The sequence below is a fragment of the bacterium genome, assembly GCA_040753555.1.
Taxonomy (GTDB): domain Bacteria; phylum UBA9089; class UBA9088; order UBA9088; family UBA9088; genus JBFLYE01.
On record JBFMDZ010000042.1, the window covers coordinates 1 to 14,610 of the forward strand.

The following is a 14,610-nucleotide window of genomic DNA, read 5'->3' on the forward strand; positions in this document are numbered from 1 at the left end:
TAAGGAGCGAGATAAAGGATATAAATATCTGGGATATTTCAATTACAAAAAATACAAATGAGCCAATCACCCTCTCCTGGGAGGGAGATTTCCCCGATGGCTACGATGCCTGGCTTATTGAGGGAAACCAAGCCATTGATATGAGGAAGAGTCAGGAGTCAGGAGTCAAGAGTCGGGAGTTAAAGGTAAAAATAATGAAGCCAAACTCTGGGCTAATAATTGAAACCCTAGAAATAACAAACATTACAACCTATCCCAACCCGGCAAAGAATGAGGCAACCATAAGAATATCGGCAAAAACATCCAATGCCAACCTAAAAATGGAGGTCTACAATATCTTAGGCCAAAAAGTAAGAGAAGAATCCTTTGGCTTATTACCATCAAGGTTTTCTCAATCCGAGCAAGCCTACATCTACGAGGCAGGCTATTCTTGCACAAATGCCTTTAACCAAAAGCTCAGCAACGGGCTTTACTTCCTTAAAATAATCGCCAGTGAAGATAATAAAGAAACCTCCAAGCTCAGCAGGATGCTAATTAAAAAATAGCTCAATGAGGAACCACGAATGGGCAGGGATAAACACGAATTGGCAGGGATGAAAAAGGTTTTATTGTCTCGCAAAGAACGCAAAAAGATTGGAAACTTATACCCTTTATTTCCTTTGCGCCTTTGCGAGATGAAGAAGATTTTAGGATTAAAAGAGTTTGTAGAGTTTAGCGAGTTACGGGACTCGTTCACTCGTAATAAAATAATAAAAATGAAAAATAGCTCTCAAAAAGAGTTAAACACATACGAAAAAATAAGGGCAAAGCAAAGAAAGGGATAGCAATTGATAAAAAAATGATGTATAATTTTAAGTAGGGGGATAAAAAAACAATGTTGCAAGAATATCTAAATAATGCAATGAGTAAGGCAATATATGAAAAGTTGGAAGACAACACCTATTTTGGGAAGATTCCTTCCTGTCCTGGAGTAATTGCTTTTGGAAAGACCCTTTATGAATGCCAAAAAGAACTTTGTTCTTCCTTAGAAGGATGGATAATTGTAAAGTTGCGACATGGTGATTTACTTCCAGTAATAAATGGCATTGATTTAAACATAAAGAGAGAAGTAGCTTATGCCTAAATGGGGTCCGTGTAAGCGTCAAGATTTTATAAAAAAATTAAAAAGATTAGGGTTTGATGAGCCTGAACCAGGGGGTCGCCATTTCTATATGCGATATGGAACATACACATTAACCATCCCAAGTAATCAAGAGTATTCTGTAAATCAACTTAAGATTTTACTTTTGGAATTAAAAGAGATCTTGGGAAGGAAGATAACATTGGATGAATGGCTGTTGCTTTGATTTATAATGAAAAAACCTTTGCGCGTGCTGGTTTTGGAACCACGAATAAACACGAATGAACCACGAATGGACACGAATTTAGTGTTTTATTGGTGTTAATTAGTGGTTTCTCTTAAATAGCCACGAATGAACCACGAATGAAAAAGGTTTTATTGTCTCGCAAAGACGCCAAGAACGCAAAAAGATTGGAAACTTATACTCCTTATTTCCTTTGCGAGATGAAGAAGTTTTTAGCTTTGCTGGTTTTGGAACCACGAATAAACACGAATGAACCACGAATGGACACGAATTTAGTGTTTTATTGGTGTTAATTAGTGGTTTCTCTTAAATAGCCACGAATGGACACGAATAAACACGAATTGTCACGAATGAAAAAGGTTTTATGTTTGCTGGTTTTGGCGGCGGTGGGCTATGCAGCGGATTTCCCTGCGCCATCTCAGTATGGGACAATTGCCGCAGCAATTAGTGCAGCAAATGATGGCGGTACAGTCTTAAGTAGCAGATGGGACATATACGGGCACAGGGAATAAGGATTTAAGCTGGTCGGGAAAGCATATTACTGTTCGCTCAGAGAATGGACCCAATAATTGCATCATTGACTGCCAAAATTCAGGAAGGTGTTATTTATTGCAAAAAGCTAGGATTTGGTATATACTTAAATTAAAAAGGGGTGATTAAAATATGGCAGAAAATGTTGCAAGAAAAGAGGTATTGGAAGAACTGGAAAGATTGCCTGATTATGCTATTTGCGAGGTTGTAGATTTTGTCCGTTTTTTGAGGTTTAAAACAACCGAACCTGACCAGGCATATTTTTGGACAGAAGAATGGCAGAGAAAAGAAAGAGAGGTTGATATGGCACTTTCTGAAGGAAGATACCTTGATTTTGATACCTCAAAAGAGGCTTTAGAGTGGTTGAATAGATGAGACTTAGAATTCCAGAACCTTTTAAGGAGGATTATAAGGCTTTGCCTCGTGAGATAAAGAGGTTGGCAGATAAACAAATTGGTTTTTTGGCAACTAACCTTAAACATCCTTCTTTGCAGGTTCATAAGATTAAGGGGACCAAGGATAAATGGGAGGCGTATGTTAGTGTAAAATATAGAATGACATTTCAAATTGAAGACGATACCATAATTTTAAGAAAGATTGGAGTTCATAATAAAGTATTGGAAAATCCATAAAAGATGATGAAAAAATCTTTGTATTTTCTGGTTTTGGCGTGTTTGGGCTATGGGGCGGATTTTTTCAATAGTTTTTATTTTTGATAATGCAAGTGGGAGTAATTTGTGGTATAATTAAAGGGAGGTGATTTAAATGGAGATATTGGGAATATGCTTAATCGTAATAAGCCTGATTGGTGCGTATCTTTGGAAAGCAAATGGTAAGCTGCAAAAGGCAATGATGGAAGCCTTGGTCAGGATTGAAGATGGGCAGAAAGAGATTGCCCAGATGCTTTTTAATCAAACAAAGATATTGGAAAAGATAGAGGCAAAGATACCTTAAATAATAAAAAAATTGAAAGAGTTATAGAGTTTAGGGAGTAATAAAATAATAAAAAATATGAAAAAAATCTTTAGTTTGCTGGTTTTGGCAACAATAGGTTATGGGGCGGATTTCCCTGCGCCAAGCCAGTATGGGACAATTGCAGCAGCAATTAGTGCAGCAAATAATGGCGGGACAATAGAAATTCAAAATGTAAAATGCAAAACTGATGTAAGGATTTATAAAAATGCAAGGGTCATTTGGGTTTTCTGTCTTTTTTATTTCCTGTGGAATTTATCTTTTAACCCTTGCTTAAATAAACCATAGGTTGTAAAATAGAGGTATAAAATGGTACATCAACAAGCAATAATGCAAAAGGATGGGTTATTTGTTCCTAGGGAATATTTGAAGGATTTCGGAGAGATTGAGTTGATTGAAAAACCCTTAGAGGTCATTATTAAACCTAAGAGTATGACCCAAAAAACAGCAGGGATACTTAAGTCAAAATTAGATGTGGTTAAATTACATAAAGATTATGAGCTAACCGGAGGAGACAAGATTTTTGAAGCTAAGTAAATTTAACTTAGAGAAAAGTATTTTTGTGGATGCCAATATCTTTACCTTTCACTTTACTGCCCACCCTGATTTCGGCAAATCATCAACAGATTTCCTGCAGATGGTTGAATTGGGTAAGATTAGAGCTGTTTCGTCTGATGTGGTTTTAAACGAAGTGTTGTATATTTCATTACTTAACAGGGGTCTTCAGTTTTTGGATACAAATAGCAAATGGAAGGTTAGAGAAAGGTTTGACAAAGATTTTTCCTTTGTTAGTAAATGTTATGAGGGGATTCAAGAGGCGATAGATTACATTACCTTTCTGGAAAAAGGTGGTTTAACAATTGTGGATGCAGGACATAATTTACTGGTAAGGTCTATAGAGATTGGTAAGAGGTATCATTTGTGGATAAGGGATGCTATCCATGTTGCTACTTGCCAGGCACTTGGTATTGTTAATATAGCAACCCAAGATAAACATTTCACCAAAGTAGATTTCTTGAGTGTATGGCAACCAGAAGGCTAAAGGAATGAAAAAGGTTTTGTATTTTCTGGTTTTGGCGGCTTTGGGCTATGCAGCGGATTTGTATGTGCCAAGCCAGTATGGGACAATTGCAGCGGCAATTAGTGCAGCAAATGATGGCGATACCGTCTGGGTAGCGGATGGGACATATACCGGCACAGGGAATAAGGATTTAAGCTGGTCGGGGAAGCATATTACTGTTCGCTCAGAGAATGGCCCAGATAATTGCATCATTGATTGCGAACATTCAGGAAGGGGGTTTTATTTTAATTCTGCTGGTAATTGCGGAACAATCAGTGGGTTTACGATAAGGAATGGGAATGCTGTCTTTGGCGGCGGAATCCGCTGCTGGGATAATTCCTCCCCAGCCATCACCAATTGCATTATCTCAGGAAATAGTGCTACCAATTATGGAGGCGGAATCTGCTGCTCTCATTTTTCCTCCCCATCCATCACCAACTGCATTATCTCAGGAAATAGTGCTACCTTGGGCGGCGGAATCGGCTGCTATTCTTCCTCCCCATCCATCACAAACTGCACCATCTCAGGAAATAGTGCTTTCTGGAGGGGCGGCGGAATCTCCTGCATTAGTAATTCCTCCCCAGTCATCACCAACTGCATTATCTCAGGAAATAGTGCTACCTGGAGGGGCGGCGGAATCGACTGCGATAATTCCTCCCCATCCATCACCAACTGCATCATCTCAGGAAATAGTGCTTACTATGGCGGCGGAATCTACTGCTATTATTATTCCTCCCCATCCATCACAAACTGTATTATCTCAGGAAATAGTGCTTACTATGGCGGCGGAATCTGCTGCTGGGAGAATTCCTCCCCATCCATCACAAACTGCACCATCTCAGGAAATAGTGCTACCATAGGCGGCGGAATCTGCTGCCATTCTTCCTCCTCCCCAGTCATCACCAACTGCATCATCTCAGAAAATAGCGCTGCCAATGGCGGCGGAATCCAGTGCCAGGATAATTCCTCCCCATCCATCACCTATGATGATGTCTGGAATAATAGTGCTCCAAATGGTCCGAATTACTATAACTGCTCTCCTGGGATTGGCTGTATCTCAGCTGATCCACTGTTTGTCAGCCCAAGCGACTTCCACCTTCAAGCAAATTCCCCCTGCATTGATGCAGGCTCAAACACAGCCCCAAACCTACCTTTAACTGACAAGGATGGCAATCCAAGGATAATAGATGGAAATAAAGATGGGATTGCTATTGTTGACATAGGTGCCTATGAGTTCGGGGCATTTGTTATCATAAGCAAGGAAATCCTCTATGGCACACCAACTGGATATACAGGGACAGAGCAATATGTGCCTGGTGGCACGCTTACCTACATCATTACCTATAGAAATATCGGCAATTCAACTGCCACCAATACCTCTATTGTTGATTTTATCCCAAAAAATACCGATTATGCCAGCCATACCCTAAGGATGGGAACCATTGCCTCAACCTATGAGACAGCAAACCCAAGGACAGATGCTCAAGGCGATGATGAGGCTTGGTATGAAAACAATAGGCTCTATTTTTTAATTGGAAGGGTGGAAATTGATAGCGGAGGACGGTGCTATTTTAGGGTGTATATTAAATAGCCACGAATGAACACGAATGAACCACGAATGGACACGAATTTAGTGTTAATTGGTGTTTTATTGGTGTCTATTTGTGGTTTCTCTGAGGTTGGAACAAATACCGCCATAATCAAAGGAGAAAGCGTTGTCTATGGAGAAAGCCTTTTGCAGATGGATAACTTTGCCTTTGCCTTTGGGGAGGATAAGGTGATTTTACAAGGGCTTTTGCCTGGCACAACCTATTGGTATAGGACAGATGGTTTGCTAGGAAGCTTTACCACCAAGGGAAATCCACCCATAAGATGTGGCAATTTGGCTTTTCCTTTCATTACAAAGGATAAAGCCTTGCTTACTGCTGAACTTTACAACCTCTTGCCTGATTCTGAATATCTGGTTACCCTTAGTATAGAGCAGGGCAAGGAAAAGGCAAGCTTAAGCACTTTGTTTAAGACAGCTGAGAATAACCTTGCCCTAAATGGCAAAGTTTCTGGAACATTTGACCAATTGCCGGCTGATAAATATGTAAGTAAAGAGAAAGGCCCCTTACAAAGGATAACCGATGGTGATTTATCCTATTTTAATGGCATGGCACAATCCCAGGATATAACCCAAGAGGATCAATGGCTTCTTATTGACCTTGGCAGAATAACAAATATTTCAACCATTACTGTATTTTGGCGGGCATTGGCATATAGCCAGGATTATGCAATCTCATTAAGCAGGGATGGAAAGGACTGGGTTGTTTTGGCTTCTTCCCTAAACGCTGACAATGGAGTTTATCTTCGCTCGGAAAGTGGCGATTTGATGAAGGTTTTAACCACGAATTGCCACGAAGAAACCACGAATGGACAGGGATTTAGGTATGTAAAGCTTTTGGCAAAGAAAAGCAAATTTTTCCATAAGCATATTAACTGGAATTTCATCCAAATTATGGAGGTTAAGGTATTTTAATGAACCCTGGCTTATTTTCCCTTGGCTTTTTTCTGGCTTTTTCTATCAAGGTAAAGGATAATAAGGCCAAAAATAATGGTTCCGATCATAATGATGAATATCCCCGTCATTCCTTCTTCACCTCCTCCTTATCTAAAATAAGGGCGATTATTACACATACAATGGCAAAGAAAAGACCTCCAAAGAAAACATACCAGTCAAATGGCTTCTCTTGCAAAAATTGCCCAAAAACCATACCGCCAATGGAAATCTTGGCAATGTCTGTAATAAAATTTGCTACCCTCTGTTTTTGCTTTTTATCAAGCTGCATCAGGATAATTTTAAATGGAAAAAGAAAAAATGTCAAGGAGGTGATGCCTTATGAGGGTCTAAATTGGGTTTAAGCTTTCTTTGTCGGAGAAAGCAGGGTTAAGAATTATTCCGACAAAAATCTAAAATTTAGGAGGTAAAACAAAAATGAAGAAAGCAATTTGCTTTGTGTTTATGATGATGCTTCCTGCTCTTGTATTTTCGGTGGGAACATCAGGGGTAACTGCGGGTTCGCAGATAATCAATGGGACAGATACCGGCACAGTTGGTGAGCCTGATATGGCAGGGGATATGCTCATTAAATTCGCCCAAGACACTGGTTTGGGAACATTAACCGACACTGCTACCCAGAGCTTAATCGCCAGCGTAGGAAGGACATATGGGGCAGGGCTAGATGACCCAGGAAATAAGGTAGGTGCACCTGGTGCAGAGCTTTGGTATCTCTATAGCATAGAGAACAAGGGCAATGCATCTGATGTATTCAGCCTTTCGCTGGGAACACCCGTTTATACTGGAAGCCCTGGCAACCCTTGGACATTCCAGATATGGAATCAGGGAAAAATCAACCAAATTTCCACTATTACTGTTGCTGAGGATGGGATTGGCCAATTCTATGTGAAGGTTATTATCAGCACAAATGCCCAGAATGGGGCAACCGGGGCGGTTGAGGTAAAGGGAACAACCACAAATGATGGCCCTTCCTACACGGTTGGTAACTGGACATACGGTGGAGCTGATTCTGTCTCTGATTGGGGAACGAGCTCTATTGCTGCAGCGATTATGAAGGTTTCCAAGTCCCTTACCTATGGAACACCCTCGGGATATACGGGAAGCAATCAATTTGTCCCCGGAGGAACAATCACCTACACCATCACATACTGGAATGAAGGGGCAGGAACTGCCACCAATGTCTCAGTCTCTGACCGGATTCCCAACTATACCGAATATGCTGCTGGTAGCTTAAAGATGAATGGCGTTTCCAAGACAGATGCTAATGATGGCGATGGTGCGACCTATGATAATGGGCTTATAACCTTTACCATTGGCACAGTGCCTGCGGGTGGTTCAGGAAACCTCTCCTTTGAGGTGAGGATATACTGAGTTGGTTGATTGGTTGATTGGAGATTGGTTGATTAGTTGATTAGTTGATTAGTTGATTAGTTGATTGGTTGATTGGAGATTGGTTGATTGGTTGATTGGTTGATTAGACTAATTCACCAATTCACTAATTCACCAATTCACTAAAATTAGTATTTTGCTAAGATGAACAAGCTCATTAGGGCTGGTCCTCTTATCCTCTTGCTTGGTCTTTCAGCAGGAGGAATTGCCAGGGCAGGTCCTTCACCACCGGTAAATACCGAGGTTCTGAATGTAGCAGACCTAAGCTATGATGGCAAAGCTCTGCCTTCAAACCCTGCCACATTCACTGTAGGGCAGGCCTACGGTGTAGAGCTTAAAAACAAAGAGGGAGAAGAGATAATCATTAAACCCTATGGAAATGGGGTATCTTGGGAGTATAGTGTCAAAAACACAGGCAATGGAAGAGAGCCTGTATCCATAGGCTATGAGATAATCCAGCAAGAGGGAAGCTTTACCATAGCCCTGGTAAAAACAAGGGATGGAACAGAGACCATAGAAAACCCAATAGAGCTTAATCTTGAAGAAGCCTTTTCCTTCTTCCTTAAGATAATCCCAGGTAAAGAGCCAAGCTTGCTTAAGCTTAAGGTCTTTGCCGAGACAATAAAGGATGGGCCACCAGGAGGAAATGATATTTCTGAAGACAAGCCCATCATTACCATTGCAAATAAGCCATCAATTGTCTTTATTTACCCTTCATCTGGCTCATTGGTTAATAAAATGGTAAAGCCAAAAATAGAGTTTGGGGAGGTAATTGAAAACTATAATCTTTCAATGAGGATGTCAAGGATTTTGCAAAAGGCAATGGTTTTTTCTAATGGCAAAGAGCCGGTTAATGGGAAGGTGATTAAGAAGGATAATTACCTTGAGTTTTGCCCAAGCTCTCCCTTATTGCCCCTTAATACCTATGAGGTTGAGGTTTTAGCAAATGGAGAGGTATTCTATTCCTGGCAATTTCAAACAATGGCTGATGACCTTAATGCTGCCGTAGCTTATCCCAATCCATTTGATATGACTAGGTATGATAAAATAGCCATTGCTCCTTTACCTTTGGGAACAATGGTAAAGCTCTATACCCTCTCTGGTTTTTTAGTCAATACATTAGAGGAAAGGGAGGGCAAGGTGATTTGGGATGGAAAGAATAATGAGGGAAGCAGGGTTGCTTCTGGGATATACATTTGGCTTGCCGAAAGCCAAAATGAACATAAGGTAGGAAAATTGACGGTGATAAAATGAAAAATAAGGTTCTCTTTTTTCTCTTGCTTGGCCCTTTTTGCTCTGCATTTGGGCCAGGAAGTGTTGGGTCTGATTTCTTGAGGCTTCCTCAAGGGGCAAGGGCAATTGCAATGGGAGAGGCATATACTAGCTTAGCTTTTGATGCAAGCTCAATCTATTGGAACCCTGGATGCCTTGTCTATTCAGGAAACAATGCCTTTTTTATGCATTCTAAATACCTTGCAGGGATAAACTATAATTCCCTTGCAGCTACAAAAGGGATGGGAAAAGAGCAGGCAATGGGAATCTCTATTTTTTATCTTTCTACAGAGGATACAAGAAGGGATGAGAATGGAAAAAAACTTGGAAAATTTAGTAATTATGATGTGTCTTTAGAAACCGCATATGGTATGAGGCTTAATCCTTCTATCTCAATAGGAATGGGGATAAAAAATATCCACAGGAAACTAGACGATAAATCTGCAACAGGATGCGCCTTTGACTTTGGTTTTCTTCACAAGGAGAGGAATTTTAACCTCGGGCTTTGCCTTAAGAATTTAAGCTTTGGTGAAGGAACAAAATTTATCAAGGAATATGACCCATATCCCTTCCAATTTAGTGGAGGGATTGCTTATGCCAACCCCCCTTTTAAATGTGCCCTGGATTTTGTAAAGCCAGAGGAGAGCGATTATTACCTAAACCTTGGGCTTGAATGCCTCCTTTTTGATAAATTCTTTATTAGGGGAGGTGTTCCAAGAATAAACAAAAGCATTTATGAATATTCCTATGGCTTTGGCTTTAAGACCCTGAATTTTAACCTTGATTTTGCTCTTATCTCTTGTGATAAGCTAGGAAATCCATTCTATTTCTCCTTGTCATTTAATTATTGAACTAAACTTTGGCTTTCTTTGATAGCTCTTCTTATCGCTAATGTTGTGGTTGCATTCTTATGTAATTTTATCTGCATAGGTTAAGATTATACACCCTAACCTATCGTTAGTCAACAGAGAGCATTTCCTGTAAAGAAGATTGCCATTATAAAATGAGGATAACTATTCAGCCACTGATTGACACGGATTAGCAGAGGATAAAATAGAATGGGTTTAAAGCATAAAAAATTACAGAAGATATTATCAAAGTAGCATTTAAAGTGAATAATATTTTCTCTTACAGGTTGAATTATTACAAAGGATTAAAAATCAGCGTTTCATCCAAAGTCCATCTGTGGCTGAATAGTTACATTTTATTTAGCTTTAGTTAAACACATACAATCTTTAAACCCTATCCTATGCACCATAATCCGTGATGAGCCAAAAATAAAGATTGACAGGAAGTTGTCTTGAAGGTTAAAATAAAACAATGGCAATAAGTCTTGAGCTTTACAAAACAATAGAGAGCATTGTAGAAGAAAAAACAAAAGGCATAAAGGTAGATAGAGAAGAATTTAACCTTCTTACCAATGAGGTAAGAAAGCTTGCAATTGCACAGAGAGAACTTGTAGAAGCCCAGAAAAAATCAGAAGAAAGGCTTACAAAGTTAGAGATAGTTGTTGGAGAGCTTGCAGAAGCACAAAAAAGAACAGAGGAAGAATTAAAAACCCTCTCTGAAGAGGTAAAAGCCCTTACCGAAGATGTAAGAGCCCTTACTGTATCCCATAAAGACCTTGCAAAACAGGTAGGTGGTATATCCCATACTGTTGGATATGGGCTTGAGGATAAATCATACGAGGAATTGCCAAGATTACTTGAGAAAGATTTTGGAATTATGGTAAAGGAATCGTTAAGAAGAAGGTATGTCAAAGATAAAGAGGGTAAGTATATTCAGGTAAACATTATTGGAAATGCAAGCAAGAATGGAAAAAGAATTACAATAATTGGTGAAGGAAAAAGCCAGCTCTCAAAGAATGATGTAGATGATTTTATAAGGAAAAAGTTAAAAAGGCTAGAGGGTGTATTTGATAATATTTTCCCTCTTTTAATAACCTATATGACCTCAGAATATGATGTAGAGGAATATGCAAAGAAAAAGGGCATCAGCCTTTATTATTCATATGATTTTTAAAAAAGCAGATATTTACCAAATGTATATAAATCTGATGATGAATTTTAAGGAGAGGAAAAAAAATAAAATGACAAAATAAAGATTTGTTGCTATAATTTTTATAAGAATGAAAAATTTATGTAACTATTCAGCCACTGATTGACACGGATTAGCAGAGGATAAAATAGAATGGGTTTAAAGCATAAAAAATAACAGAGGATATATTAAGATATAATTGGTGCTGCTTTTGAAGTTTATAATGTTTATGGCTTTAGGCTTTTGGGAAAAGGTGAATCAATTATAGTTAATTCCATAACGCTTTACAAAATGTATGTGTTTAGATAATCTTAAGGAAAACAATGATGAAACAAAGAGCACCAGGGCACCAGAGCACCAGTCATAGTGGATGAATTTTTAAACAGATAAACACACACTATCTATTTTTGCACTAAGTGATGGAAGATACTATAAAAGCAACAGAGATAGAAGTTTAAGCTGCTCATAAATTTTGGGAAAGAAGAAGTAGAATTTAAACGTTTTGTTTATTAAAAATCCATGTTTATCTGTGTTCATCCGTGGCTGAAATGAAGATATTTGTTTTGTTTTTATTGCTTTCTGTAAGTATATTTGCAAAAGATAATGAAACAAGAGAGACATCCGCAGCATTCTTAAGGATGGGTGTTGGAGCAAGGGCTTTGTCTATGGGAGGGGCATTATTCAGGAAAAAATTTATGAGGAGGTTACCAGGACAGGCCTTGTCAACATTGACCTTTTATACAAGAGGAAAGGTGTTTCATTTGGGCTTTGTTTTAAGAATCTGGGAGGAGGGCTTAAGGGTTTCTCGCTTCCAAGAGAGGCAAGGCTTGGATTTGCTTATAGAGAGGAGGGGTTTATCCTTTCCTCTGATGTAGTAGTGCCAGAGGATAGCAAGGGAAAGATAAATTTTGGGACAGAGTATGGGTATGACACCATTTGCTTAAGGATAGGCTATGAGAGGCTATTGGGAAGGGAAAATCTTACCAAGACAGGCTTTAGGCTTGGCTTTGGTGTTAAGATAAGGGGAATTATGCTAGACTCTACCTTTATCCCACAAGGCAATTTGGGTAATACCCTCTCTTTTTCCCTAACATTCTAAATATTCCCCTTCTTTGAAGGGGTGGCAGGGCGTAAGGTCTGACCGGCGTAGGTGAAGAGATGAGGAAGGCTTTGTGCTTGCTGGTTTTGGCAGGGGTTTGTTTTTCTTATTGCAAAAAGTCAAGGTTTAATGTATATTTTAAGTAAAAAGGGGTGATTAAATCAGGATTTACAAAATGGACAGGATGTTAAAATATAAGGTTGAAGTAAAGCGAAAGGTGAGGGAACTGCCTAAACAGGATAAACAAAAATCCCGTTAATTCTGTTCATCCTGTCAAAAATAGAACTGAATAGATACAAAAAAGTTTGGTGTATGCTTTTAAAATATGATAAGGCTTGAAGACAAAGATTTTCATCACCATATAAAGGCACGGATGAATCAGCGTGGAATTACCAAAGAAGAGGTAGAATTGACAATAAACGAAGGTTATGATGCAGATGATGCAAAGGAAGGGATTTATGGTAAGATGCTTATTTTTCCTTATAATGATAGATGGGAAGGAAGATTCTTTGAGGAAAAAGAGGTGAGGGTATATTATAGATTGGAAAATGATAATTTTATATTGCTTACTGTAAAAGCAAGATATGGCAGTGAGTTTCAAAGGAGGCACAATGAAGATAGAATATGATCCAATAAGAGACCTTCTCTATGTTTATTTTACTGAGCAATCCGTAAAGGTTGCCAGAACAGAGACAATTGCTCCCGGAATTCATATTGATTTTGATGTAGATGGAAGGATTGTTGGCATAGAGGCTCTTGATGCCCAACAGATAATTGGCAGTGGAATAGAATTCAAATTGCCCGCTGTTGTTCATCAAGCATAGGGTTTAGAAGATGAAAAGTAGAAGTACAAAAAATGAAAAAGGTTTTGTGTTTGCTGGTTTTGGCGACAATAGGCTATGGGGCAGATTTCCCTGCGCCAAGCCAATATGGGACAATTGCGGCAGCAATTAGTGCAGCAGCAGATGGCGATACAGTCTTAAGTGGCAGATGGGACATATACCGGAACTGGGAATAAGAATCTAAGCTGGTCAGGCAAGCATATTACCGTTCGCTCAGAGAATGGACCCAATAATTGTATTATTGACTGTGAAAATTCAGGAAGGGCGTTTTATTTCAATAATTCAGGCACAGGTGATCTTGTTTTAGGGTTCACCATAAAAAATGGGAATGCTGGTGATGGCGGCGGAATCTACTGCAATAATTCCTCCCCATCCATCACCTATGACGATGTCTGGAATAATAATGGGGGGATTACTCTGGCTGTTCTGCGGGTACTGGCTGTATCTCAGCTGACCCTAAATTTATCAGCCCAAGCGACTTCCACCTCCAAGCAACTTCCCCCTGCATTGACGCGGGCGACAACTCAGCACCAAACCTACCCTCAACCGACAAGGATGGAAATCCAAGGATAATTCGCATCGTAGATCTGAGTGCCTATGAATTTACTGGAGATTTCTTGCAGATAAGATTTCTTTCTCCAACATCTGGCCCTGTTGGAACACCTGTTACAATCAAAGGCAATACATCAGCTACTGAGACAACAGTCTCCATTGCCTTTGGCACACACTAAACGATGAGCACAACCTTAAGCAGCCCAAAGGGCAGCTTCTCAACCACATTTGTTGTTGACTCCCAACCCGGTGGCACAAAGGTAATTACAGCAAGGGATAGGATGGGAAATTTTGCTACAACAACATTTTATATCCCAACCATCATAGCCATCTCCATCTCCACAAACACAATAGGGTTTGGCATTCAAGACCTTAATGCCTGGACAGGGACAAAGACATTTTCTGCAACAAACACAGGGAATGTTTTGGAAAGGTTCACAATAAGGCTTGGGACATTTACCGATGGGATAAACCAATGGTCAATCTCTCTAACCAATGGAGACAATAGAATTTGTGCAAAGTATAGCATAAACAGCGGCATATCCTGGGAAGATATTACAAGCTATGATACAGACCTTTTACTAAAAAATAATGTTGACATAAATGAAAATGTAATTGTAGAATTTAAGATTATGCTGCCAACATCAACAGCATCTTACAACGAATACAATGCAGGCTTGACCATTACAGGAGAAAAGGAGCAATGAAAAGTCAAAATGCAAAAATCATAAATTTAGGAGGTGTATGTCGGTAGAGGATGACTTTGAAGAATACATAAGATCAAATTTTAATGTATAAAATAAAGGTATGTGTTTAGGTAGACGAGAAGAAGAAAGGAAGTTAAAATGAAAGAAAGCACGAAATCCGAAGCACGAAGCACGAAACAATATCTAAATTCAAAATTCTAAACATTAGAGTTTTCAGAATGGTTT

At 39.2% G+C, this 14,610-nt stretch carries 25 protein-coding genes; 24 read left to right on the plus strand and 1 reads right to left on the minus strand.

The annotated features are described in order from the left end of the window. The 12 genes from AB1630_05115 to AB1630_05170 form a co-directional block, all read left to right on the plus strand. Positions 1-545 (plus strand): T9SS type A sorting domain-containing protein (locus AB1630_05115; GenBank protein MEW6103182.1); only part of this gene is annotated, 545 nt, incomplete at its 5' end. A 48-nt stretch (positions 546-593) separates the two neighbouring features. Next, positions 594-824 carry a hypothetical protein gene (locus tag AB1630_05120; GenBank protein ID MEW6103183.1) on the plus strand — a complete coding sequence of 77 codons (231 nt, stop codon included), beginning with the start codon at positions 594-596 and terminating at the stop codon, positions 822-824. Positions 825-874: 50 nt separating this feature from the next. Beyond that, positions 875-1,123 carry a type II toxin-antitoxin system HicB family antitoxin gene (locus AB1630_05125; protein ID MEW6103184.1) on the plus strand — a complete coding sequence of 83 codons (249 nt, stop codon included), beginning with the start codon at positions 875-877 and terminating at the stop codon, positions 1,121-1,123. Then, positions 1,116-1,346, plus strand: coding sequence for a type II toxin-antitoxin system HicA family toxin (locus AB1630_05130; protein MEW6103185.1), 231 nt, complete (start codon positions 1,116-1,118; stop codon positions 1,344-1,346). Before AB1630_05125 ends, AB1630_05130 begins: the two co-directional genes overlap by 8 nt. Positions 1,347-2,027: 681 nt before the next feature. Next, complete coding sequence (locus tag AB1630_05135; protein MEW6103186.1) at positions 2,028-2,270, plus strand: hypothetical protein; 243 nt, start codon at positions 2,028-2,030, stop codon at positions 2,268-2,270. Further along, positions 2,267-2,527, plus strand: a complete 261-nt coding sequence (locus AB1630_05140) for a hypothetical protein (GenBank protein MEW6103187.1) — start codon at positions 2,267-2,269, stop codon at positions 2,525-2,527. Before AB1630_05135 ends, AB1630_05140 begins: the two co-directional genes overlap by 4 nt. Before the next feature lie 133 nt (positions 2,528-2,660). After that, complete coding sequence (locus AB1630_05145) at positions 2,661-2,849, plus strand: hypothetical protein (protein ID MEW6103188.1); 189 nt, start codon at positions 2,661-2,663, stop codon at positions 2,847-2,849. A gap of 57 nt (positions 2,850-2,906) precedes the next feature. Then, a complete protein-coding gene (locus AB1630_05150) occupies positions 2,907-3,155 on the plus strand; it encodes a hypothetical protein (protein MEW6103189.1) in 249 nt (82 codons plus the stop codon). 42 nt (positions 3,156-3,197) lie between these two features. Further along, entirely contained in the window at positions 3,198-3,404 is a 207-nt protein-coding gene (locus tag AB1630_05155; protein MEW6103190.1) for a hypothetical protein, read from the plus strand. Further along, positions 3,391-3,909 carry a type II toxin-antitoxin system VapC family toxin gene (locus AB1630_05160; protein MEW6103191.1) on the plus strand — a complete coding sequence of 173 codons (519 nt, stop codon included), beginning with the start codon at positions 3,391-3,393 and terminating at the stop codon, positions 3,907-3,909. The genes AB1630_05155 and AB1630_05160 overlap by 14 nt, the downstream gene beginning before the upstream one ends. A 4-nt stretch (positions 3,910-3,913) precedes the next feature. Beyond that, positions 3,914-5,518, plus strand: coding sequence for a right-handed parallel beta-helix repeat-containing protein (locus AB1630_05165; GenBank protein MEW6103192.1), 1,605 nt, complete (start codon positions 3,914-3,916; stop codon positions 5,516-5,518). A 6-nt stretch (positions 5,519-5,524) separates the two neighbouring features. After that, entirely contained in the window at positions 5,525-6,448 is a 924-nt protein-coding gene (locus AB1630_05170) for a discoidin domain-containing protein (GenBank protein MEW6103193.1), read from the plus strand. Between the two features lie 106 nt (positions 6,449-6,554). On the opposite strand, the gene AB1630_05175 is transcribed toward AB1630_05170, so the two are convergent. Next, complete coding sequence (locus AB1630_05175) at positions 6,555-6,758, minus strand: DUF6722 family protein (GenBank protein MEW6103194.1); 204 nt, start codon at positions 6,756-6,758, stop codon at positions 6,555-6,557. Between the two features lie 146 nt (positions 6,759-6,904). On the opposite strand from AB1630_05175, the gene AB1630_05180 reads away from it, so the two are divergent. From AB1630_05180 to AB1630_05235, 12 genes are all read left to right on the plus strand, one after another. After that, positions 6,905-7,858 carry a hypothetical protein gene (locus AB1630_05180; protein MEW6103195.1) on the plus strand — a complete coding sequence of 318 codons (954 nt, stop codon included), beginning with the start codon at positions 6,905-6,907 and terminating at the stop codon, positions 7,856-7,858. Between the two features lie 162 nt (positions 7,859-8,020). Beyond that, complete coding sequence (locus AB1630_05185) at positions 8,021-9,130, plus strand: hypothetical protein (GenBank protein ID MEW6103196.1); 1,110 nt, start codon at positions 8,021-8,023, stop codon at positions 9,128-9,130. Further along, entirely contained in the window at positions 9,127-9,999 is an 873-nt protein-coding gene (locus AB1630_05190) for a PorV/PorQ family protein (GenBank protein ID MEW6103197.1), read from the plus strand. The genes AB1630_05185 and AB1630_05190 overlap by 4 nt, the downstream gene beginning before the upstream one ends. 469 nt (positions 10,000-10,468) lie before the next feature. Then, the gene (locus AB1630_05195) at positions 10,469-11,170 is read left to right on the plus strand and encodes a hypothetical protein (protein MEW6103198.1); all 702 of its coding nucleotides are present in this window, start codon (positions 10,469-10,471) and stop codon (positions 11,168-11,170) included. 563 nt (positions 11,171-11,733) lie between these two features. Next, on the plus strand, positions 11,734-12,060 hold the full coding sequence (locus AB1630_05200; GenBank protein ID MEW6103199.1) for a hypothetical protein: 327 nt from the start codon (positions 11,734-11,736) through the stop codon (positions 12,058-12,060). A 2-nt stretch (positions 12,061-12,062) separates the two neighbouring features. Then, a complete protein-coding gene (locus AB1630_05205; GenBank protein MEW6103200.1) occupies positions 12,063-12,284 on the plus strand; it encodes a hypothetical protein in 222 nt (73 codons plus the stop codon). A gap of 325 nt (positions 12,285-12,609) precedes the next feature. Beyond that, the gene (locus tag AB1630_05210) at positions 12,610-12,912 is read left to right on the plus strand and encodes a DUF4258 domain-containing protein (GenBank protein MEW6103201.1); all 303 of its coding nucleotides are present in this window, start codon (positions 12,610-12,612) and stop codon (positions 12,910-12,912) included. Next, complete coding sequence (locus tag AB1630_05215; protein ID MEW6103202.1) at positions 12,896-13,108, plus strand: DUF2283 domain-containing protein; 213 nt, start codon at positions 12,896-12,898, stop codon at positions 13,106-13,108. The genes AB1630_05210 and AB1630_05215 overlap by 17 nt, the downstream gene beginning before the upstream one ends. Before the next feature lie 32 nt (positions 13,109-13,140). After that, complete coding sequence (locus tag AB1630_05220; protein ID MEW6103203.1) at positions 13,141-13,302, plus strand: hypothetical protein; 162 nt, start codon at positions 13,141-13,143, stop codon at positions 13,300-13,302. Beyond that, positions 13,268-13,699 (plus strand): hypothetical protein, encoded by a 432-nt coding sequence (locus AB1630_05225; protein ID MEW6103204.1) that lies wholly within the window; start codon positions 13,268-13,270, stop codon positions 13,697-13,699. The genes AB1630_05220 and AB1630_05225 overlap by 35 nt, the downstream gene beginning before the upstream one ends. Continuing rightward, a complete protein-coding gene (locus AB1630_05230; GenBank protein ID MEW6103205.1) occupies positions 13,633-13,857 on the plus strand; it encodes a hypothetical protein in 225 nt (74 codons plus the stop codon). The genes AB1630_05225 and AB1630_05230 overlap by 67 nt, the downstream gene beginning before the upstream one ends. A 3-nt stretch (positions 13,858-13,860) precedes the next feature. Beyond that, complete coding sequence (locus AB1630_05235) at positions 13,861-14,385, plus strand: hypothetical protein (GenBank protein ID MEW6103206.1); 525 nt, start codon at positions 13,861-13,863, stop codon at positions 14,383-14,385. The last annotated feature ends 225 nt before the right edge of the window (positions 14,386-14,610 follow it).

What these genes read in the sequence shown, in the direction of transcription:
- AB1630_05220 (MEW6103203.1), top strand. Translation starts at nt 13,141, where the DNA reads ATGAAAAAGGTTTTGTGTTTGCTGGTTTTGGCGACAATAGGCTATGGG.
- AB1630_05175 (MEW6103194.1), bottom strand. Translation starts at nt 6,758, where the DNA reads ATGCAGCTTGATAAAAAGCAAAAACAGAGGGTAGCAAATTTTATTACA.
- AB1630_05140 (MEW6103187.1), top strand. Translation starts at nt 2,267, where the DNA reads ATGAGACTTAGAATTCCAGAACCTTTTAAGGAGGATTATAAGGCTTTG.
- AB1630_05195 (MEW6103198.1), top strand. Translation starts at nt 10,469, where the DNA reads ATGGCAATAAGTCTTGAGCTTTACAAAACAATAGAGAGCATTGTAGAA.
- AB1630_05145 (MEW6103188.1), top strand. Translation starts at nt 2,661, where the DNA reads ATGGAGATATTGGGAATATGCTTAATCGTAATAAGCCTGATTGGTGCG.
- AB1630_05185 (MEW6103196.1), top strand. Translation starts at nt 8,021, where the DNA reads ATGAACAAGCTCATTAGGGCTGGTCCTCTTATCCTCTTGCTTGGTCTT.
- AB1630_05170 (MEW6103193.1), top strand. Translation starts at nt 5,525, where the DNA reads ATGAACACGAATGAACCACGAATGGACACGAATTTAGTGTTAATTGGT.
- AB1630_05210 (MEW6103201.1), top strand. Translation starts at nt 12,610, where the DNA reads ATGATAAGGCTTGAAGACAAAGATTTTCATCACCATATAAAGGCACGG.
- AB1630_05215 (MEW6103202.1), top strand. Translation starts at nt 12,896, where the DNA reads ATGAAGATAGAATATGATCCAATAAGAGACCTTCTCTATGTTTATTTT.
- AB1630_05200 (MEW6103199.1), top strand. Translation starts at nt 11,734, where the DNA reads ATGAAGATATTTGTTTTGTTTTTATTGCTTTCTGTAAGTATATTTGCA.
- AB1630_05120 (MEW6103183.1), top strand. Translation starts at nt 594, where the DNA reads ATGAAAAAGGTTTTATTGTCTCGCAAAGAACGCAAAAAGATTGGAAAC.
- AB1630_05125 (MEW6103184.1), top strand. Translation starts at nt 875, where the DNA reads ATGTTGCAAGAATATCTAAATAATGCAATGAGTAAGGCAATATATGAA.
- AB1630_05235 (MEW6103206.1), top strand. Translation starts at nt 13,861, where the DNA reads ATGAGCACAACCTTAAGCAGCCCAAAGGGCAGCTTCTCAACCACATTT.
- AB1630_05180 (MEW6103195.1), top strand. Translation starts at nt 6,905, where the DNA reads ATGAAGAAAGCAATTTGCTTTGTGTTTATGATGATGCTTCCTGCTCTT.
- AB1630_05135 (MEW6103186.1), top strand. Translation starts at nt 2,028, where the DNA reads ATGGCAGAAAATGTTGCAAGAAAAGAGGTATTGGAAGAACTGGAAAGA.
- AB1630_05130 (MEW6103185.1), top strand. Translation starts at nt 1,116, where the DNA reads ATGCCTAAATGGGGTCCGTGTAAGCGTCAAGATTTTATAAAAAAATTA.
- AB1630_05190 (MEW6103197.1), top strand. Translation starts at nt 9,127, where the DNA reads ATGAAAAATAAGGTTCTCTTTTTTCTCTTGCTTGGCCCTTTTTGCTCT.
- AB1630_05150 (MEW6103189.1), top strand. Translation starts at nt 2,907, where the DNA reads ATGAAAAAAATCTTTAGTTTGCTGGTTTTGGCAACAATAGGTTATGGG.
- AB1630_05155 (MEW6103190.1), top strand. Translation starts at nt 3,198, where the DNA reads ATGCAAAAGGATGGGTTATTTGTTCCTAGGGAATATTTGAAGGATTTC.
- AB1630_05165 (MEW6103192.1), top strand. Translation starts at nt 3,914, where the DNA reads ATGAAAAAGGTTTTGTATTTTCTGGTTTTGGCGGCTTTGGGCTATGCA.